The sequence below is a fragment of the Faecalibacterium prausnitzii genome (assembly GCF_019967995.1).
GTDB lineage: Bacteria > Bacillota > Clostridia > Oscillospirales > Ruminococcaceae > Faecalibacterium > Faecalibacterium prausnitzii_E.
On record NZ_CP065377.1, the window covers coordinates 617331 to 636447 of the forward strand.

The 19117-nt window shown below is 61.2% G+C and carries 16 protein-coding genes and 1 tRNA gene; 9 read left to right on the forward strand and 8 right to left on the reverse strand.

Annotated elements, in window-relative coordinates; genetic code table 11:
- Positions 1-191 precede the first annotated feature (191 nt).
- Together I5P96_RS02975 and I5P96_RS02980 are read left to right on the forward strand one after the other, a co-directional pair.
- Entirely contained in the window at positions 192-2093 is a 1902-nt protein-coding gene (locus tag I5P96_RS02975) for a flavocytochrome c (RefSeq protein ID WP_223383034.1), read from the forward strand.
- Between the two features lie 144 nt (positions 2094-2237).
- Entirely contained in the window at positions 2238-2753 is a 516-nt protein-coding gene (locus I5P96_RS02980; protein WP_223383035.1) for a methylated-DNA--[protein]-cysteine S-methyltransferase, read from the forward strand.
- A gap of 309 nt (positions 2754-3062) precedes the next feature.
- Here I5P96_RS02980 and I5P96_RS02985 read toward each other — a convergent pair.
- Together I5P96_RS02985 and I5P96_RS02990 are read right to left on the reverse strand one after the other, a co-directional pair.
- Positions 3063-3149, reverse strand: a tRNA-Leu gene (locus I5P96_RS02985).
- Between the two features lie 127 nt (positions 3150-3276).
- The gene (locus I5P96_RS02990; RefSeq protein WP_223383037.1) at positions 3277-4239 is read right to left on the reverse strand and encodes a biotin--[acetyl-CoA-carboxylase] ligase; all 963 of its coding nucleotides are present in this window, start codon (positions 4237-4239) and stop codon (positions 3277-3279) included.
- A 210-nt stretch (positions 4240-4449) separates the two neighbouring features.
- Here I5P96_RS02990 and I5P96_RS02995 point away from each other — a divergent pair, with 210 nt between their 5' ends.
- Genes I5P96_RS02995 through I5P96_RS03010 form a run of 4 tightly spaced genes read left to right on the forward strand, consistent with a single transcriptional unit; the run spans position 4450 to position 6975 of the window.
- Positions 4450-4959 carry an RNA polymerase sigma factor gene (locus I5P96_RS02995; protein ID WP_118554013.1) on the forward strand — a complete coding sequence of 170 codons (510 nt, stop codon included), beginning with the start codon at positions 4450-4452 and terminating at the stop codon, positions 4957-4959.
- Positions 4940-5449, forward strand: coding sequence for a hypothetical protein (locus tag I5P96_RS03000; protein ID WP_223383040.1), 510 nt, complete (start codon positions 4940-4942; stop codon positions 5447-5449). The genes I5P96_RS02995 and I5P96_RS03000 overlap by 20 nt, the downstream gene beginning before the upstream one ends.
- A 19-nt stretch (positions 5450-5468) precedes the next feature.
- A complete protein-coding gene (locus tag I5P96_RS03005) occupies positions 5469-6170 on the forward strand; it encodes a hypothetical protein (RefSeq protein ID WP_223383041.1) in 702 nt (233 codons plus the stop codon).
- Positions 6157-6975, forward strand: a complete 819-nt coding sequence (locus tag I5P96_RS03010; protein WP_223383043.1) for a hypothetical protein — start codon at positions 6157-6159, stop codon at positions 6973-6975. Before I5P96_RS03005 ends, I5P96_RS03010 begins: the two co-directional genes overlap by 14 nt.
- A gap of 124 nt (positions 6976-7099) precedes the next feature.
- Here the strand turns inward: I5P96_RS03010 and pflA are convergent, their stop codons facing one another.
- The 6 genes from pflA to I5P96_RS03040 all read right to left on the reverse strand — a co-directional run bounded on the left by pflA (position 7100) and on the right by I5P96_RS03040 (position 15578).
- Positions 7100-7849, reverse strand: a complete 750-nt coding sequence (gene pflA / locus I5P96_RS03015; protein ID WP_097791362.1) for a pyruvate formate-lyase-activating protein — start codon at positions 7847-7849, stop codon at positions 7100-7102.
- Positions 7836-10088: a formate C-acetyltransferase gene (pflB, locus tag I5P96_RS03020; protein WP_207686744.1), complete on the reverse strand. Its 2253-nt coding sequence runs from the start codon at positions 10086-10088 to the stop codon at positions 7836-7838. Before pflB ends, pflA begins: the two co-directional genes overlap by 14 nt.
- Before the next feature lie 545 nt (positions 10089-10633).
- Positions 10634-11668, reverse strand: coding sequence for a YbhN family protein (locus I5P96_RS03025; protein WP_223383045.1), 1035 nt, complete (start codon positions 11666-11668; stop codon positions 10634-10636).
- Positions 11669-11944: 276 nt separating this feature from the next.
- The gene (locus I5P96_RS03030) at positions 11945-13546 is read right to left on the reverse strand and encodes a glycosyltransferase family 4 protein (RefSeq protein ID WP_223383047.1); all 1602 of its coding nucleotides are present in this window, start codon (positions 13544-13546) and stop codon (positions 11945-11947) included.
- Positions 13547-13562: 16 nt separating this feature from the next.
- Positions 13563-14384 (reverse strand): hypothetical protein, encoded by an 822-nt coding sequence (locus I5P96_RS03035; protein WP_223383049.1) that lies wholly within the window; start codon positions 14382-14384, stop codon positions 13563-13565.
- Between the two features lie 57 nt (positions 14385-14441).
- Entirely contained in the window at positions 14442-15578 is a 1137-nt protein-coding gene (locus tag I5P96_RS03040; protein ID WP_223383050.1) for an acyltransferase family protein, read from the reverse strand.
- A gap of 374 nt (positions 15579-15952) precedes the next feature.
- Here I5P96_RS03040 and I5P96_RS03045 point away from each other — a divergent pair, with 374 nt between their 5' ends.
- The 3 genes from I5P96_RS03045 to I5P96_RS03055 all read left to right on the forward strand — a co-directional run bounded on the left by I5P96_RS03045 (position 15953) and on the right by I5P96_RS03055 (position 19097).
- Positions 15953-17464 carry a class I adenylate-forming enzyme family protein gene (locus tag I5P96_RS03045; protein ID WP_223383051.1) on the forward strand — a complete coding sequence of 504 codons (1512 nt, stop codon included), beginning with the start codon at positions 15953-15955 and terminating at the stop codon, positions 17462-17464.
- A gap of 182 nt (positions 17465-17646) precedes the next feature.
- Positions 17647-17889 (forward strand): acyl carrier protein, encoded by a 243-nt coding sequence (locus I5P96_RS03050; RefSeq protein ID WP_223383052.1) that lies wholly within the window; start codon positions 17647-17649, stop codon positions 17887-17889.
- Between the two features lie 5 nt (positions 17890-17894).
- Positions 17895-19097, forward strand: a complete 1203-nt coding sequence (locus I5P96_RS03055) for a hypothetical protein (RefSeq protein WP_223383054.1) — start codon at positions 17895-17897, stop codon at positions 19095-19097.
- The last annotated feature ends 20 nt before the right edge of the window (positions 19098-19117 follow it).

Genomic DNA, 19117 nt, shown 5'->3' on the forward strand with positions numbered 1-19117 from the left:
CAGCATGCAGCACATCCTCGAAGTTGAGAAAAACGGAGCATTCGTCACAAACTTATCACAAAAAGGTTACAAACCGACTTTTTCCACTCAAAAAGATTGTGAAACGATTGTTTATCTGGTATCATATCGGGGTGGCTGGCAAATGTGCCGGTCTGCGAGAAGAAATGAATCAAGATCAAGGAGAAGTATCCATGAAGAAAAAGAACGTTCTGGCTTCGCTGCTCCTGGCAGGTGCGATGTTCCTGACCGCATGCGGCGGCAGCGCATCCTCCACCAGCGCAGCAGGCGGCGTGTCCGGCAGCTTTACCGGCACGGCCAAGGGCATGGGCGATGTGTCCGTCACCCTGACCCTGACAGACAACGTCATTACCGACTGCACCGCCAAGGGCGACGAGGAGACCCCCGGCATTGGCTCGGTGGTCATTGAGCAGTTCCCCGGCGAAGTTGTGGAAGGCAACACCATCAACCTCGACAGCATCAGCGGTGCAACCATCACCTCCAATGCGTTCGTGGAGGCTGCCAAGGCTGCTCTGACCGAGGCCGGCCTGAACCCTGACGATTATATGGCCAAGGCAGACAAGACCGCCAACGGCGAGACCGTCAGCTATGATGCCGACGTCGTCGTCATCGGTGCCGGCGGCGCAGGAATGACCGCCGCCATGACCGCTGCTGATGCAGGCCAGAAGGTCGTCATCCTGGAGAGCCAGGCCATGGTGGGCGGCAACTCTGCCCGCGCTACCGGCGGCATGAATGCAGCCAAGACCGTCTATCAGGACGAGAACGAGTTCGATCAGGCTGCCGGTGTGGAAAAGACGCTGGCAACGGCTGCTGAAAAGTATGCCGACAATGAGACCATCACCGCACTGGCCAAGACCGTTTCCGAGCAGTGGGCAGCCTATCAGGCCAACCCCACCGGCTACTTCGACAGCGTAGAGCTGATGGAGTTGGACACCATGGTCGGCGGCAAGGGCATCAATGACCCGGAGCTGGTCGAGACCCTGTGCGAAGGCACGGCAGACGCCATCGACTGGCTGGATGAGAACGGCATCACCCTGCACAACGTCTCCAGCTTCGGCGGCGCATCCGTCAAGCGCATCCACCGCCCGGTCAATGAAGAGGGCAAGGTCGTCTCCGTGGGCGCTTACATGATCCCGCTGCTGCAGGAGAACTGCGAGAAGCGCGGCATCGACATCGTGCTGAACACCACCGTGGATACCATCCTGACCGATGCCAACGGCGCAGCCGTGGGCGTTTCCGGTACCGATAAGGACGGCAACACCGTCGTCGTCAACGCTAAGAGCGTCATTCTGGCCACCGGCGGTTTCGGTGCCAACCTCGATATGGTCACCCAGTACAAGCCCGAACTGGCAGGCTTCATGACCACCAATGCCGCAGGCGCACAGGGCCAGGGCATTGAGATGGCGACTGCCATCGGCGCAGGCACTGTGGATATGGACCAGATCCAGATCCACCCCACCGTCGAGGCCAACACCGCCGCCCTCATCACCGAGGGCCTGCGCGGTGACGGCGCGATCCTCGTCAACGCCAACGGCGAGCGCTTCGTCGACGAAGTCGGCACCCGCGACGTGGTCTCTGCTGCCGAGATCGCACAGCCGGGCAGCTACAGCTGGCTGATCGTCGATCAGGCCATGGCCGATGCGTCCAGCGTCATCCAGGGCTACATCAAGAAGGGCTACACCAAGACTGGTGCGACCTACGAAGAGCTGGCCAAGGAGCTGGACGTTGATCCTGCTGCCTTCGCCAACACCATGGAGACCTGGAACAGCTATGTTGAGGCCAAGAACGACCCCGACTTTGGCCGCACCAGCTTTGCAAACCCGCTGAACAATGGCCCCTACTATGCCATTAAGGTCACCGCCGGTGTCCACCACACCATGGGCGGCGTGACCATCAACAGCGCCACCGAGGTGCTGAAGGAAGACGGCACCGTCATCCCCGGCCTGTTCGCAGCCGGTGAAGTGACGGGCGGCGTTCACGGTGCAAACCGTCTGGGCGGCACCGCCGTGGCCGACTTTGTGGTCTTTGGCCGCATCGCCGGTGAGAGCGCAGCCAACTACGCAAGCGCACAGTAAAACCGAATAAAAGGCCGGGAGGCCGCCTCTGTTGAACGACTGGGGCGGCCTCCCATTTTTTGCTGGGAAAATTCCCTTCCCCCTGCGGGGAAGAGCATGGTATAATCAGGGCATCAAAAAGAAAACCGGAAAGAGGTATCTGCTATGATGTACACACTGCATTACGATTCCCCGCTGGGCGGCATCCTGCTGGCGGCAGATGATGTGGGCTTGACAGGGCTTTGGTTTGACGGCGAACTGTATTTTGCCGAGGGTCTGGACCCGGAACACACAGCGCAGAAAACGCCCATCCTGCAGCAGGCAGAGCGCTGGCTGGAGGTCTATTTCAGCGGCCGGGAACCGGGTTTCACCCCGCCGCTCCATCCCATGGGTTCCTCTTTCCGGCAGGCAGTGTGGGAGCTGCTGCTGCAGATCCCCTACGGCCAGACCACGACCTACGGTGCGCTGGCAAAGCAGCTGGCGGAAAAGCAGGGCAGGCCCCGCATGTCTGCACAGGCAGTGGGCGGTGCCGTCGGGCACAATCGGATTGCGATCCTTATCCCGTGCCACCGGGTCGTCGGAACGAACGGCAGCCTGACCGGCTATGCGGGCGGCATCGACAAAAAGGAAAAACTGCTGCGGATGGAACACGTCAACATGGAGCAGTTCTTTGTGCCGTAACCGGGGGAGAAGACTGCGATGCCATCCACTTGGGAGCCGGATGACTGCCGCATCCGGCATCCGGGCAAGTAAGTGCAGGCAACGGTCGTCGTTGTTGCTGTTCAAGTCCTCTGATCTGCGTAGAAGAGCGCAAGGAAAAAACAAATCAGCGGGAGTTCTCCCGGTAGACATTCCTATGGGTCCAGGAACCGCGGGCTAAGCAACAGCCCACTGGGCTGATTGCTTGCGGCGCTATGCGCCGCCGCCCTGTTCAAGTCCTCTTTCGCACCGAAAAAGAAAAAACAGTACACAATGTGTACTGTTTTTTCTTGGTGCGGATAAGAGGACTTGAACCTCCACCGAGTTGCCCCGATTAGAACCTGAATCTAACGCGTCTGCCAATTCCGCCATATCCGCATATTTTGTTTTCGTTCGTGAGCCGTGTCGCTCGGAACGATAGTAATTATACCATGGAAACCGGAAATGTCAAGCGCTTTTTTGAAAAAAGTTTTTGGTGGAAGAATCCCCTGCTTTCAGGCCCGGTTCAGGTCGTGCGGGCGGGGTGGATGCTGACCTCGCCGTGGCGCAGGGCGACCGTGCGGCCGTTCTCGCGCTCGACGACGAGCTGGCCGCAGCCGTCGATGAACAGGGCTTTGGCGGCGTAGGTCTCGCGGTTGGTGCAGACCGTGACCCAGTGGCCTGGCACGAAGCAGAGGGCGCGGTATTCGTCGAGGCACGAAAAGTCCGGGCAGAGGGCCAGAAGCTCCCGCGCAATGGCCCCAGCCAGTGCGGCGCGGCCAACGGGGGAGGGGCCGCCCGGATACAGGCTGCCTGCGGTGCGGGCCAGTTCCTCCGGCCAGTCGGCAGGGGACGTGGTGAGGTTGAGGCCGATGCCCACCACCAGCCATTCCAGCTGGCCGCTCTCGATGTCGGTGCCCGCCTCGGTCAGAATGCCGCAGACCTTCCTGCCCTGATAGTAGAGGTCGTTCACCCACTTGATGCTCAGCTCCAGCCCGCAGAGGGCCTTCACGGCCCGCGCCACAGCGACAGCGGCCCCGATGGTCACGGTCTGGGCATCGGCGGCGGAAAGGTCCGGGCGGAGCAGCAGCGAAAGGTAAACGCCCTTGCCGGCAGGGCTTTCGAAGACTCGGCCCATCCGCCCGCGCCCGGCCTGCTGGTGGCCGGTGAGCACCAGCGTCCCGTGCGGGGCACCGGTCAGCGCCAGCTGCTTGGCCGTCAGATTGGAGCTTTCGAGGCTGTCGTAGAGGTAGATGGGCGCAGGGTAGCTGCCCACGGCCTCGGCGCAGAATGGGTCGCCGCCGGTCAGCCGGTAGCCCCGGCGGGGGGCGGAGTGCAGCGCGTACCCCTGGGCCGCAAGGGCGGCAGCGGCTTTGTGGACGGCGGCGCGGCTCACGCCGAGCGTCTCGGCCAGCCGCTGGCCGGAAATGTAGCCGCCCTCGGCGGCGGAAAGCGCTTGCAGCAACGCCTGCTTCGTATTTGAGGCCATCGGCTTTTCCTCCTGCGGTTTTTGTGATAATATCATTATAACAGAACGCTTCCTGCTTTGCCAGTAGGGCGGCAGGCAGAAAAATTTTTGGATCTTTTGCAGGAAACGTTCGGCCTGTTTCGTATGAAGAGACAGAGGGGCAGCAAAACCGCCCCGGACATTGCAGAAAGGAGGTCCTGCGGACCGTTGACCACACTGGAATTCAGCGCGCTGGTGCAGAAGTATCAGGGGCTCGTCTACACCGTCTGCCACCAGCTCGTACCGGATGCAGGCGATGCGCAGGACCTGGCCCAGGAAACGTTCCTGGCGGCGTGGCGGGCCATCGACCGCTGCCCGCCCGGCTACGAAAAGCAATGGCTGGCGCGCATTGCCTCCAACAAGGCGAAGGATCATCTGCGCAGCGCGTGGGTGCGGCGGGTGAATACCCCCGGCGACGATGTGCTGGCGCTGGAAGGTGCCCCGCCCGGTTATGAGCCGGAACAGCGGGTGCTGGAGGAGCTGGGCGAGGCGCGGCTGACTGACATGATCCTGAACCTGCGGGAACCCTACAAGACGCCCTGCCGCCTGATGCTGCTGGAACAGCACACCGCTGCCGAAGCCGCTGCCCTCTGCGGGCGGCCGCAAAAGACGGTGGAAGCACAGGTCTACCGGGCAAAGAAGATGCTGGCGGAAACGATCCGCCAGGAAAGGAGGAGCGAAGATGGAATGGTTTCGGGATGATGGATGCCTGACGGACGAGGGCCTCCGCGCCCTGACGGCGGGGCAGCTGGATGAATTGGGGAGGCTGGAGACGGCAGAGCATTTGTCCTACTGCGATGCCTGCATGGACCGCTATACGGCTCTGCTGACAGCCGATGCGCTGGAAACACCGCCCCGGTCGATGCGCGGCACCGTGATGAGCACCATCTGGGTGCGGCTGATGCAGAACACCTATGGCCGGGTGGCCGTGGCCAGCGTGGCGGCGGTGCTGGCCCTGTCGATGTGGAAAGCCGGGACCCTGGGGCGGATCACCCGGCTGGGAAGTGAGCTGAACACCATCCTTCCTCCTGCCCAGAGCCAGGAGGCCGAACCGGAGCCGCAGAAGCCGGAACCGCTCGGCAAGCCGGTGGAAACGAGGGCCGACCGCGAGAGCGCGGGCAAGCTCCCCAGACCGCTGCAAAAACTGCTGGATGGCGTAACGAACAGCCCCCGCACGACCCCAAATACTTGAGAAATGAGGGAATCCACTTATGAAGAAAAACGGAATTCTGACCCTGCTGTTTGCGCTGATTCCGGGCGCAGGTGAGATGTATCAGGGCTATATGAAGCGCGGCCTGTCGATCATCACGATGTTCTGCCTGTCCGTCGCCCTGGGTGCCTGGATGGGAATCGAGATCTTTTATATCGGCGCACCCATTCTTTATATGTACAGCTTTTTCGACACCTTCAATCTGCGGGCGCAGATCGGCCTGGACGCTGCACCGGCGGACGATTACCTCGTCCATTTTGACACGAGGGACCGGCGTCTGGAACAGCTGATGGCCGAACGGCACAAGCTGCTGGGCTGGCTGCTCATCGCATGCGGTGGCATGATGGCCTATCAGAACATCATCATGAACACCCTTGGCGACCTGTTCTGGCGCTGGGGCAAGGAGAGCCCGATCTTCCGGGCGCTCTATCTGGTGATGGATCAGCTGCCGGAAGTTCTGGTCTGCGTCGTGCTCATCGTCTGCGGCATCTGGCTGGTCAAAGGCCCCAGGACCGCAAAAAAGAGCGCCCCGAAGACCGAATCGGCGGAAGAGGACTTCACCGAATACCAGCCTGCCCCCAAAAAGGTGAACGTGCAGGCCATCCTGAACAGCATCAACCGCAGGAGCGCAGAGGACGACGAAGCGGCTGCCGGGGAGATGGAGACGGGTGACACCACGGAGGGCAACGATGGAATCGAATAAGACCGAGAAAGCTCCGGTGCGTCGGGTGGGCAGCCTGACGCTGGGCTTCGGCCTGATGGCGGTGGGCGTGTTCTTCCTCTGCTATTATTTCGTGCCGCAGTTCAACTGGGAGCTGGCCCTCAAGATCGCCCCGGCGGCAGGGCTCTGCCTGCTGGGCGGCGAGGTGCTCTACTTTGCAGCGAGGCCGGAAAAGTGGAAGTACGATTTCCTGTCCGTCTTCTACTGCCTGCTGCTGATGGTCGTCTGCCTGTGCGTGGGGGCACTGCCCATGATGCTGGACCGCTTCGGCCCCGAAAACGAAATGCGGGTGGCCAGGATCGCCGCTGAATACGAAGAGGGGCTGTACCATGCCATCGGTGAAGAAGCACCGGAGATCGAACTGCGGAACCTTTCCGCCTGGCTGCAAAACTACTACGGCGATGCCGAAACGGTGGACGCTGCCGCAGCGGAACTCAACAGCGGCCTTGGCACATTGCAGCTGAACATCGAACTGTTCGGCCCCTATGAGAAGAAGGCGGCGTTTGCCATGGACTGCCGGAAGCTGACCGACATCATCCAGAAACAGGCGGCCCGGCCTGCTTCTGTGACCTTCTTCTACGACGGCACCGCAGGGAACGCGGAAGAAGACTTGAACCGCGGGAGCGTAAAGCCGGGGTGCAGCTACACCCTGACGCTGAACGGCGAAGTCCAGCTGAACTGGTCTGCGGATCGGATGGCCCAACAGACCGAAGCCACCGCACTGTTGGAGGAAGAAAACGACAGCTTTGCAGAATATGAGGCTGCGGAAAGCGAAGCCGCAGACTGAAACACGAACAGCCACTGCACGTTTGGTGCGGTGGCTGTTTTGGTGTACGGAAAAACAACGCCCCCGCCCCTCAGAGCGCTGCAACGCGCCGAAGGGCGGGGGTGGTTTGATTCAGAGAGGACCGTCAGCCGGGGTATCTCCGGACCTCCAGCAGGTCCTCAGCCCGGCGGACCTGTTCCGCAGTGGGCGGAACCGCGTCGGGCAGGGGATAGGGGATGTTCAGCTTTTGCCACTTGAACAGCCCCAGCGTGTGATAGGGCAGCACCTCCACCCGCTGCACGGTCTTCAGCGAACGGATGAAGTCTGCGGTCCTGCGCAGACCCTCTTCGTCGTCGGTCAGGCCGGGCACCAGAACATGCCGGATCCAGAGCGGGACGCCCAGGTCGGAGATGTGCCGGGCCATGGCAAGGATGTTGGCGTTGTCCCTGCCGGTGAGCTGGCGGTGCTTTTCGGGGTCGATCTCTTTCAGGTCCAGGATGACCAGGCTGGTGGACTGCATGAGCGCGTCGAAACGGGCGAGATACGCAGGGTCCTGCCGGAACGGCTCCCCGGCGGTATCCAGCGCGGTATGCACGCCTTTGGCGCGGGCCAGCTGGAACAAGCGGGTCACGAAGTCCATCTGCCGCAGCGGTTCGCCGCCGCTGACGGTGATGCCGCCCTTTTTGCCCCAGTAATTGCGGTAGCGGTAGACCCGCTGGAACAGCTGTTCCGGGGTCCACTCTTCCCCGCCGTCGGCCCAGGTCTCCGGGTTGTGGCAGTATTTGCAGCGCAGCGCGCAGCCTTGCAGAAAGACCACGAACCGGACGCCGGGCCCGTCCACGGAGCCGAAGCTCTCCAGCGAGTGGACGTACCCGATGGGGTTACAGGGCTGCATGGCAGGTGCGGGAGATGACGTCCATCTGCTGCTCGCGGGTCAGGTCGATGAACTTGACCGCGTAGCCGGAGACGCGGATGGTGAAGTTGGCGTACTCTTCCTTTTCCGGGTGCTCCATGGCGTCCAGCAGCTTCTCCTTGCCGAAGACATTGACGTTCAGGTGGTGGGCACCCTGGTCGAAGTAGCCGTCCATGACCTGGACCAGATTCTCGATGCGCTCGCCCTCGCTGTGGCCCAGCGCGTCGGGGTTGATGGTCTGGGTGTTGGAGATGCCGTCCAGCGCCCAGTGATAGGGCAGCTTGGCCACGGAGTTCAGAGAGGCCAGCAGGCCGTTCTGCTCGGCACCGTAGCTGGGGTTCGCGCCGGGGGCAAACGGGGTGAAGGCGGCGCGGCCATCGGGCAGAGCGCCGGTGTACTTGCCGTAGACGACGTTGGACGTGATGGTCAGGATGGAGGTGGTCGCCTCGGAGTTGCGGTAGGTGTGGCGCTTCTTGATCATCTCCAGGAAGGTCTTCAGCAGCCAGACGCCGATCTCGTCGGCGCGGTCGTCGTCGTTGCCGTATTTCGGGAAGTCGCCCTCGATCTCAAAGCCGGTGGCAAGGCCGGTCTCGTCGCGCAGGGCCTTGACCTTGGCGTACTTGATGGCGCTCAGGGAGTCGATGACGTGGGAGAAGCCTGCGATGCCGGTGGCGAAGGTGCGGCGGACATCGGTGTCGATGAGGGCCATCTCAGCCTCTTCGTAGTAGTACTTGTCGTGCATATACTGGATGAGGTTCAACACATTGACGTACAGACCGGCCAGCCAGTCCAGCATCTGGACGTACTTGGGCAGAACTTCGTCATAGTTCAGGTACTCGCTGGTGATGGGGGCGTAGTTGGGGCCGCACTGCTCGTGGCTCTTCTCGTCCACGCCGCCGTTGATGGCGTACAGCAGGCACTTGGCCAGGTTTGCACGGGCACCGAAGAACTGCATCTCCTTGCCGGTCTGGGTGGCAGACACGCAGCAGCAGATGGAGTAGTCGTCGCCCCAGACGGGCTTCATCACATCGTCGTTCTCATACTGGACGGAGCTGGTGTCGATGGAGACCTTGGCGGCGTACTTCTTGAAGGCTTCGGGCAGGGCAGAGGAGTAGAGAACGGTCAGGTTCGGCTCCGGGGCAGGGCCCATGTTTTCCAGCGTGTGGAGGAAACGGTAGCAGTTCTTGGTGACCATGCTGCGGCCGTCCATGCCGATGCCGCCCACTTCCAGGGTGGCCCAGACCGGGTCGCCGGAGAAGAGCTGGTTGTAGCTGGGAATGCGGGCGAACTTGACCATGCGGAACTTCATGACCATGTGGTCGATAAGCTCCTGGGCCTCGCTCTCGGTCAGGATGCCCTGGTCGAGGTCGCGCTGGATGTAGATATCCAGGAAGGTGGAGATGCGGCCCACGCTCATGGCAGCGCCGTTCTGGGTCTTGATGGCGGCCAGGTAGCCGAAGTAGAGCCACTGGCAGGCTTCCTTGGCGTTCTTTGCGGGCTGAGAGATGTCGTAGCCATAGGCCTCGGCCATCTTCTTCATGCCCTTGAGAGCGTTGATCTGGCGGGCGATCTCCTCACGCAGGCGGATGACGTCATCGGTCATGGTGCCGTCGCCGCAGTTGGCGAGGTCTTCCTGCTTGAACCGGATCAGCGCGTCGATGCCGTACAGTGCCACGCGGCGGTAGTCGCCGACGATGCGGCCGCGGCCGTAGGTGTCGGGCAGGCCGGTGATGATATGGGTGTGACGGGCCTTCTTCATTTCGGGGGTGTAAGCGTCGAAGACAGCCTGATTGTGGGTGCGGGTGTAGTCGGTGAAGATCTTGTGCAGCTCTTCGCTGGGCTGGTAGCCGTAGGTGGTGCAGGCCTGCTCTGCCATCTTGATGCCGCCGTAGGGCATGAAGGCGCGCTTGAGGGGCTTATCAGTCTGCAGACCGACGATCTGCTCCAGATCCTTCAGTGATTCGTCGATGTAGCCGGGGCCGTAAGAAGTCAGGCTGCTGACGACCTCCGTCTCCATATCCAGCACGCCGCCTTTGGCGCGCTCTTCCTTCTGAAGCTTCTGCAAAGCTCCCCACAGCTGGTTGGTCGCCTCGGTGGGGCCGGCCAGGAACGACTCGTCGCCGTCGTACGGGGTATAGTTCTTCTGGATGAAGTCGCGGACGTTGACTTCCTCTTTCCAGATGCGGCCCTCAAAGCCTTCCCACTGTTCAAAATCGATCATTGGAACCTCCTTGCTCTTTACCATTTTCTCGATGGTTAGCATAATCTAACTAATGAGCCTTTGAAAAACCGCTTTTCGGCGGTCTTCTGGGGGCGTACGAATGAGCTGCAAGGCGCAGGCAGATGCAGACACCCAGCAGCCTCAAGAATATAATATCAGTGTTTTTTGCAAAAAGCAAGAGGGAACGGATGGATTTTACACAAAGGCGGGAAAGGTTTCTTAGTACAAGTGTCCAATTTTTGGAGAAAAAGCTTTTTCCGAAAAAAATTTCAAATCAGGGCTTGACAGGCATGACAAACTATGGTATCCTGTTGTCACGGCAAGGTTAGTTAAATCTAACCAAGGCTGCGAAACCCTCTGCAAAGGGTTCCGATTCCTCCATTCCATACTCTCTTTTTCTTTTGGCAGGGTGCGGCATTCTGGTTTGCTCCGCCCCTCCTGCGCGGCAAAGGCGGCTCTGGTACAGCGGCCTTTGCGAAAACAGAAAACAAAAACGGGACGCACAGCTTGACCACCTGTGTGCCCCGATTTTTGTTTGTAACGGTCTATTTCTGTGCATCCATCCGGTCCAGATGTTTCTGGGCAAACAGCGATGCCACGGCGGAGAAGCCGAAGACGAAGTAGTAGCTGGCGATGCGGAAGAGCATCAGGGTGCTCATGGCCTCGCCGCGTGTCATGAAGGAGCCGAAGACGAGGAGAAAAGCCGTCTCGATGGAACCCATACCGGCCACATTGGGCAGGGCATTGGAGAGGAAGAGCATCAGGCTGGCGAGCAGCTGCACCTGCCAGAAGCTGAGGCCGCAGGGCAGACCCATGAACCGGATGCAGAGATAGGGCAAGGTGTACATCAGAAAGAGCTTGAGGGTGTGCAGCGCGAAGATCTGGACGCAGCGGCCCCTGTCGGCGAGGAGGTGGCGGCTCTCGGTGCCGAGGGTGTCCAGCTGCTCCAGCCATTTTTCCCGGCGGGTCTGCCAGGAGTCCGTCCTGGGCAGGCAGCCCAACGCCCAGCGGGCCAGCCGCTGGATGAGGGGCGATACGCAGACCAGCACCAGCGCCACGATGATGGCGGCCACCACGGCATAGGCCATGGGCAGATAGTTCATCACGCCGGAGGTGTTGGCGGCGAGCCACCGGTGCTGCAGCAACAGCATCACGGTGGCGTAAAGCAGAACGGTGGTCTTGTGGAAGACGTATTGCAGGGTCATCAGGCCCACGCCGGGGCCAAGCGGCAGGCCGCTGCGGTAGAGGTAGTAGGACTGCATCGGCATGGCACCGGCACCCAGACAGATGACGTTGCCGAAGGTGCCCATGAACGACGATTCCAGCGCCTGCCGCACGGTGAAGCCGGGCATCCGGCTGCGGATGATGACCCGGCTGACCAGACCTTCCAGCACCGGGTAGGTCAGGCCCACGGCCAGCACGAGCAGTACCTGCCAGAGGCGCAGCTGTGCCAGCGCGGCAGAGATCTCGGCCCAGTGGCGCTGGAAGATCCAGAAGACGATGCCGGTGAGCACCACCAGAACGGTGAGCGAGAGGATCGTTTTTTTGCGGGACGGCTGCTGCGGGGTGGACTGGTCCATCAGAGAAGGCTCCTTTCGAAATCGTTGGTTGCAGTATACCACAGCAGCCGGAGCGGTTTGTGAACTTGTACGAAATTTTTCTCGTCAATTTGAGCGAAGTGATAAAAAAATCCTCCGTACAACCTCTCAGTCTCGCTCACGCTCGACAGCTCCCCTGGTAGGGGGAGCCTCTGGCGAAACCATTGACTTTGCGAGGACTGCCAAAGCCTCCCCTACAAGGGGAGGTGGCATTGCGAAGCAATGACGGAGAGGTTGTATGAAGGAAAAGTTAAAATTTTAATGTTGTTCCGTCAGCTCTTTCACCGCAGCGGTGAGAGTGTCGGCGAAGGATTGCTTGGAATAGTGCTTCTCATAGAGCCTGCGGCAGCCGGCCCGCATGGCGGCGAGCTTCTCCGGGTGGAGGATGGCCCACTCCAGAATGGAGGCCAGCTTTTCCGGGTCGTCGTCCGGGTAGGTGAAACCATCCACCCCTTCGGTGATGAGACCGGCGGTGCCGGTGTGTTCCGACACGATGGAAGGTTTGCCGAAGATGAGGCCCTCGGTGACGAAGGTGGGCATCGGGTCGTCGCGGGAGGCGCAGACGAGGCAGGTGCACTGCTCCATCAGATTCTTGATCTCATCCCGGCTGAGCCGCTTGCAGTAGAAGACGTTGGCCGGGTGTTCGGTGGTCAGGGTGCGGACGGCGTCCATCATCTCCTGGTCGGCAGCTTTGCCCACGAAGAGGAAGGTTGCTTTTTCCCGCACGGCGTCGGGCAGCAGGCGGATGGCCTTGCAGAAGATGTCCTGCCCCTTTCGGCGCTCGAACGAGCCGACCGTGGCGAAGAGGGGCTTGTCGGCGGGATAGCCCAGGTCGCAGCGGGGGAAATCCTCAGCGGCATAATCCGGCAGGCCGTAGATGAGGGGGCGGATGTCGAACTGGGGGCGGACCGAGTGCATGGCGGCGGCAGCGTGTTTGCCGACCGAGTAGAGCTGCACATTGGGCGCAATGTGCTTGGGGATCTGGTGTGCGATGTGGGGGTAGCCCGCAAAGGCATCGTGGAGCCACCAGAGCACCGGCACCGGCGCGTTGCTCAGGGCGCGGATAACGCGGGCCTCGACCACGGTGTTGGCCAGCACGAAGTCGGCGCAGAGCGCCAGCCCCCAGAGGGTGTTCGAGGAGGTGCAGCCCGCGCGGGTGATGACGGCGGCTCCGGCATCCACGAAGAGCTGGAGCGAGCCGGAATCGTCCGGGCCGAGGACCACGACCTCATAGCCCATGCTGCGGAGCACCGGCACGGCGCTGACCAGCACGATGGGAGCACCGGTCATGTCCAGCACATGGCTCATGACGAAGGCCCGCTTGCCGGAGGCGGAATAGGCATCCTCGGCGCAGATGTCCCGCTCGTAGTGGAGCAGGGCCTGCGGGATGCAGACCGGAGCCTGGCAGAGCTGCGCGGCCAGAGCCAGCAGCTCGGTGACGCTTTCGGGGTCCCGCGCGGCGGCGCGGCAGCGGGCCAGCAGGCCGCGGCTGACGAGGGCGAACTTGTTCTCGGCCAGATGCCCATGGCTCTGGTAGAGGGCCGTCTGCCCCGAAAAGCCGAAGACCGCATTGCAGACGGCGTAGTCCGCGCCGTCCCGCAGAGCCTGGGCGAAATAGGTCAGGGTGGTGGAGAGGCAGGCAACGTCCTCGCTGACGAGGAGCACACCGGCCACGGCGTCGGTCAGTTCTCCGGCCAGATGGTCCACCAGACGGAATTTGCGGTGGAGCTGGTCCTGCAGAGCCTGCGCCAGAACGCGGCTGCGCAGCGGCGCATAGACGAGCAGGTAGGTGCTCTGGGTGTCGGTGTAGGTCTGCTTTGCCAGCTGTTCCCGCTGCAGGGAAGTGTAACTGTTGTACATGCGCGTCCCTCCCGGCTCAGTGGCGGAACAGCCCCAGCAGGCGGCGCAGGGGCCGTGTCAGCTTCCAGCTGCTGCTGTTCAGGACGCCTTCCAGCGAAGTCTCGTAGGCCTGACGGCGGACTTCCGCCTCGGCGTTCTTCTGGTGCAGTTCGCCGATCTGCTGCTGCAGCGCGGCAATGGCCTGCTGCTGTGCGGCGATCTGGTCGTTGAGACCGGCGATGTGCTGGGCCTCGCTGTCTCTGGTCTTCTGGCAGAACCGGAGGCCCTCCAGCACGGTGTTGAAGAGCGGCTTGTCGGCCAGTGTTTCCAGCGGGCAGTAATGGTAGGAGACGCCCAGCTTCATCCCGGCGGGGAAATGGGTCACACCGTCCAGCAGATAGTTGGGGTCGCGGTCGAGGAAGAGGGTGCTGTCGCTGGGCAGAGTCAGGCCGTTGACCGGGCGGCAGAGCACCCGGTCGTCCGAAAAGCTCAGATTGGTGATGCAGCAGGGCAGTTCGCCCGGATCGAGCCGCAGGGCGCGGGCGGTCACGGGCAGCTCAAAGGTCGCGATGACAACACCCGTCAGCTCGTCCACCTCATAGTCCGGGGCGGTGAGGGTGTCTTTCTCCGAAAAGCCGAAGCCCGCATCAAAATAGAGGGTGGGCTGCAGCAGGGCGGGGGAGTCGGTGTGCTTCTCGTTCTGGGGATGGGCCGCAAGGTAGGATTGCACTTCCTGTTCCAGCCCAAGGCAGCGTTCTGCCAGGCGGGAGACACCCTCGTCCGAGAGTTTGAGCTGCTGTTCGAGATCCGCGATGCGGGCCTGCAGGGCAGCCGTAGAGGCAGGAGCTTCGTTGTTCATAACCGGATTCTCCTCATTTTATATAAATTCACTTCAGCGGGGAGACCCCGCAAAAATTCAGTGTCTGGCCGCATAACGCCGCGGTGCCGGGTCCGCACGTCGGGAGGCCGCATTCCGGGCAGCGGTGCGCTGGAGCTTCCAGTCGCGGCGGCGGAGCAGCAGCTCGCAGATCAGCAGGATCGAACCCATGGACACCGCAAAGTGGGTCGCAAGGCCCAGAGCCTCCCGGCCCGCAAACTTCTGCGCCATCAGATACCAGGGGATGGCGGTGAGCTCCACGGTGTGGACGCAGAAGATGTACAGCGACCGCTGGCCGATGGCCTGCACACCGTGGGTGATGAAATTGTCCACATGGCGCTGGAAAAAGAGCAGCAGCGACAGCATCCCCAGACCGGTCATCACATCCAGCAGGATGCTCACGGGGCCGAAGGTCCATTCGGCCATCGAGACACAGTCGGTGCTCTGGGTGGCCAGCACAAGGCCCGCCACAGCCAGCGCCGAGGCGATCATGCTGAGCTTGAGCTTCCAGGACAGGGGCTTGTCGAAGAGCTTGTGCTGCTTGGCCAGATACCCGACGTAGAGCGCCGGAACCGTGACCATGCCCTGGCCGATGCAGAAGGGGACCTCCCAGGTGATGCAGATGCCCCAGCCCAACAACATGGTGCCCAGCACGGCCCAGGGTATGTATGGTTCGGGGAAGATGTTCAGGATGACGTCCAGCAGGATCCACGCGATCATCAGCGAGAGCAGATACCACATCGGCCCGCAGGAGAAGAAGGTCTGCCCGGCGTAGAGGGAGGTATGGGGCAGGCCCAGCGCAAAACCGCCGAAGACCTTGAGGGTCTCTCGGACAGCGCCCTCGACTGAGCCGAAGGTGAGATAGTGGATGAGAAAATGGAAGAACGTCGTGGCAAGCCCGGTATAAAGGTAGGGCTTGAGCAGCGTTTTGAACTGCTGGTCGATGCACTTGCCGATGGACCGCTTGCGGAAACCGTAGCCGCTGGCGATGTAGAACGCCGCCATCAGGGACTCCCGGTAGGCGAACAGATAAAAGGTCATGGGCGTGATGGTCGTCGTGGCACCCACCGGATACAGCTCGGCGGAGTGCGCGAACACGATGGTCAGCATTCCGATGCCCTTGAGAAAATCAAACATGCCCAATGAATTGGCTGTGCGGGGTTTGGTACCCTCCATGAAATGCCCTCCTTTGCGCCGAGATCACCGGGGGAGTGGCAGATGCCGAATTCGGGCGCAAGATGTTAAAAGTTACAAAATCGTTATAAATAAGTATAATGCTTTTTTGAGGTTCTGTCAATCAAAGACGGACAGCCTGCAAAAAGCCCTCCTGGTGCAGAAAAAGTGTACCACACCCGCTGACCCTGCGCAATGAATGGGAGCAAATCCCATCTGTCTGCACAAGTTGGACGCAAGTTTATATTGCATGTTTGTGCAATTAAAACTTGCATTCAGCTCCGGAATGCGGTATACTGAGAACCATAGCCCCCAAACTTTGCCAAAAAGCGGGATTCATTGGGAAAAACGTCAAACAGATAAGGAGCGTATAAAATATGACCAGAGAAGAGTGCTGCGCCGTTGTTGCTGAAAAAGACATGCCGAGGACGGTCTATGATATGATCGTTGCCATGCAGGAAAAATACGCCGAGCGCCCGGCATTCCGCTGGGTGGACGACGCCACCAGGACCGTGCAGGAGAAGACCTACGGCCAGTTCGTGGAGGACATCCGCAGGATGACCAGCTATCTGCAGGCAAATGTTGCCGATGTGAAAGGCCAGCGCATCGTCATCCTGAGCCGCACCAACTACGAGTACGGTGTGGTGACCTTCGGCGCTGTGATGGCCGGTGCCGTCATCGTGACCCTGAACCAGAAAAAGACCTGGCCGGAGCTGGAGTATGAGCTGGGCCTGAGCGAGCCTGCTCTCATCTTTACCGACGGCATCGACTACGGCTATGCCGACGAGCTCAAGGCCGCCTACGGCGACAAGCTCCGCCCCATGAACGCCTATGAGGGCAGCGCCCCGGCCGAGCTGGCCAACCGCATCGACACCAATGCCCTGATGATGCTGATGTTCACCTCCGGTACCACCGGCCGCAGCAAGGGCGTCATGCTCAGCGAGAAGAACTACTTCAGCGCCGTGCGGATGTATGTTGCTGGCCAGGTGGCCGTTATGAGGAAGGCCCAGGAACTGGCCCCGAAGGATATGGACAAGCCCTTCAGCCACTTCACGCTGGTGCCCATGTTCCACCTGTCCGGCTTCATCTGCTACTTCGCCTACGGCATCCATGGCTGGACCCTGAACCTCTGCGCGGACCCGCGCGACGTGCGCCGCGATATGTCCATGATGCACAGCGACGCTATGTCCACCCCGCCGGTGCTGGTGGAGATGATCTACAACGAGATCCGCCGCGGCAATCAGGACAAGCTGAACGGCCTGTGGAACCTGAGCTGCTCTTCCGCCATCCTCGACCCGGAGATCCTGAGCTACCTCATCGCCCACGGCTTCTACATCAACCAGTGCTACTCCATGACCGAGCTGGCCGGCTATGGCCTGCTGAACATCGCGCAGGAGGGCGAGCACCTGCGCGCTCTGGGCAAGCCGGACGGCTTCTGCGAGATCAAGCTGGATGAGACCGGTGAGATCTGCGTCCGCGGTGATGCCGTCATGCTGGGCTACTACAAGGACCCGGAGGCTACCGCCGAGGCCATCGACAAGGACGGCTGGCTCCACAGCGGCGATCTGGCCCGCGTGGACGAAGACGGCTTCTACTACATCACCGGCCGCAGGAAGAACCTCATCATCCTGGACAGCGGCGAGAACGTCAGCCCCGAAGAGCTGGAGAAGCTGCTGGGCAAGTGCGCTGACATCAAGGAGTGCGTCGTCAAGGAGATGGGCAAGAAGATCGGTTCCGTCATCTGCTGCGAGCCGGACAAGGAGCAGAACGTCCGCGCCTTCGTCACCGAGCTGAACCGCACCCTGCCGCTGTACAAGCGCATCAGCGCGGTGGAGTGCACCGCAGAGCCGCTGCCCCGCAATGCCATGGGCAAGCTGCTGCGTAAGTAAGAGCGCATTTGTAGAAAATCTGTAAAGCTGTACGGCGAAATATTGCAATTCCCCTGAAAAACGGGTATTATAAAACTGCATGACGTCGGTACAGGCCGGGACCAGAATGGGGAAACCGGGCCGCGCGGGGCATCCCCTTGCGCTGTGACGCTGAAATCCATCATGGAAAGGAAGATTTTTTGATGCAAAGAGCAGAAATCGTGTCCCAGATCCTCGCGATCCTGGAGGACGTGGCAGAGATCAGCCCGGAGGACGTGAGCGAAGACAGCGTCCTGATGGACGACCTCGACCTGTCCTCGATGGAGATCCTGACCATTGTGGCGGATCTGGAAGAGACCTTTGGTCTGCGCATCCCCGAAAAGGAGCTGCGCAACTTTGTGACCATCGCGGACGTGGCAGATTATCTGGCGGATAACGCGGGGTGAACTGATTGAACGAGACGCAGTGCGCCGTTTTTCAGGGCATCGTGTATTATTACCGCGCCAATCAGGTGATCTGCCGCTATCAGATCGCCCTGCACGACCCTGTGGACCCGGCGCTGCTGCAGCGGGCCCTGGACGAGGTGCGCCCTCTGGCGGGGTGGTACTTCCAGAAAGTCGTGTGGGAAAAGCGGGAGGCGCATCTTGCGCCGAACGATGCGCCCTGCCGGGTGACCGTGGGAGAAGCCGCCCCTGCCATCCCGGAGGCAACGAACGATTATTTGTTTTCGCTCCACTGCGAGGGAACGACCATCTACTTCGACTGGTTCCATTTCCTTGCGGACGGACGCGGATTTTCACCGTTCATGACGCTGGTGCTCCGCGCCTACTGCAACCTGCGGTACGGCACAGCCTTTGCGTGTGAAATGCTTGCCGAGGACCCGCCCTATGACCCGGAGCTGCTGCTCAAAGAGTTCCCGGAGAGCCAGAAGGCGGGGGCCGAGCAGAACCAGCCCATCGACATCTTTGAGGGCAAGCCCGACCGCATCCGGCTCCGGCTGGACCGGGCCAGCCTCATCGAGGCGGCGGCGCGGGAGAGGGTCAAGCCCTTCACGGCTCTGATGGGCATCGTCTGCCAGGGCTGCGGGCAGTATCTGGAAAAGGACGAGCTTCTTTACAGCTTTGCCGCCGACCTGCGCGAGACGATGGGCCTGCCCAATGCCCGCTACAACTGCATCGTCACCTATCAGCTGCCGCTGAAGGGGGCGGCGGGTGCCCGGCTGAGCGCTTTTGCCAAGGCGCTGGATGCCGCCATCCGGGAGCATCTGAAGCCGGAACGTCTGCGCTACCGCCTGGCCGAGCAGATGGGCTTCGTCTGCCGGGTGTTCCAGCAGAAGGCTCCGCTGAAGATCAAACAGCGCATCTTCCAGATGGGCGAGTACCTCAGCGGGAGCCCGGCGGATTTCTGGGTGAGCTATCTGGGCGACCCGTTCACCCCGCGCAGCTCGGAACTGGAAGCCTACGTGGAGGATTTCCAGACCTGGGTGCTGCCGGACGGCGCGTCTCTCGCCATGGAAGTGACCAGTCTGCACGGTGTGCTGACCGCCTGCATCGAGAACAAGGTGCATCGCCCCGGCCTTGCGCAGGCGCTGGCCCGCGCATTTGCCGCCGAGGGCGTCACGGTGCTGGAAGCAGCGGAACTCGACGAACAATAAAAAAGGTGTTGCTGCGAATT

What these genes read in the sequence shown, in the direction of transcription:
- I5P96_RS03045 (WP_223383051.1), top strand. Translation starts at nt 15,953, where the DNA reads ATGACCAGAGAAGAGTGCTGCGCCGTTGTTGCTGAAAAAGACATGCCG.
- I5P96_RS02990 (WP_223383037.1), bottom strand. Translation starts at nt 4,239, where the DNA reads ATGGCCTCAAATACGAAGCAGGCGTTGCTGCAAGCGCTTTCCGCCGCC.
- I5P96_RS02980 (WP_223383035.1), top strand. Translation starts at nt 2,238, where the DNA reads ATGATGTACACACTGCATTACGATTCCCCGCTGGGCGGCATCCTGCTG.
- pflB (WP_207686744.1), bottom strand. Translation starts at nt 10,088, where the DNA reads ATGATCGATTTTGAACAGTGGGAAGGCTTTGAGGGCCGCATCTGGAAA.
- I5P96_RS03010 (WP_223383043.1), top strand. Translation starts at nt 6,157, where the DNA reads ATGGAATCGAATAAGACCGAGAAAGCTCCGGTGCGTCGGGTGGGCAGC.
- I5P96_RS03040 (WP_223383050.1), bottom strand. Translation starts at nt 15,578, where the DNA reads ATGGAGGGTACCAAACCCCGCACAGCCAATTCATTGGGCATGTTTGAT.
- I5P96_RS03035 (WP_223383049.1), bottom strand. Translation starts at nt 14,384, where the DNA reads ATGAACAACGAAGCTCCTGCCTCTACGGCTGCCCTGCAGGCCCGCATC.
- I5P96_RS02975 (WP_223383034.1), top strand. Translation starts at nt 192, where the DNA reads ATGAAGAAAAAGAACGTTCTGGCTTCGCTGCTCCTGGCAGGTGCGATG.
- I5P96_RS03000 (WP_223383040.1), top strand. Translation starts at nt 4,940, where the DNA reads ATGGAATGGTTTCGGGATGATGGATGCCTGACGGACGAGGGCCTCCGC.
- I5P96_RS03030 (WP_223383047.1), bottom strand. Translation starts at nt 13,546, where the DNA reads ATGTACAACAGTTACACTTCCCTGCAGCGGGAACAGCTGGCAAAGCAG.
- I5P96_RS03025 (WP_223383045.1), bottom strand. Translation starts at nt 11,668, where the DNA reads ATGGACCAGTCCACCCCGCAGCAGCCGTCCCGCAAAAAAACGATCCTC.
- pflA (WP_097791362.1), bottom strand. Translation starts at nt 7,849, where the DNA reads ATGCAGCCCTGTAACCCCATCGGGTACGTCCACTCGCTGGAGAGCTTC.
- I5P96_RS03050 (WP_223383052.1), top strand. Translation starts at nt 17,647, where the DNA reads ATGCAAAGAGCAGAAATCGTGTCCCAGATCCTCGCGATCCTGGAGGAC.
- I5P96_RS03005 (WP_223383041.1), top strand. Translation starts at nt 5,469, where the DNA reads ATGAAGAAAAACGGAATTCTGACCCTGCTGTTTGCGCTGATTCCGGGC.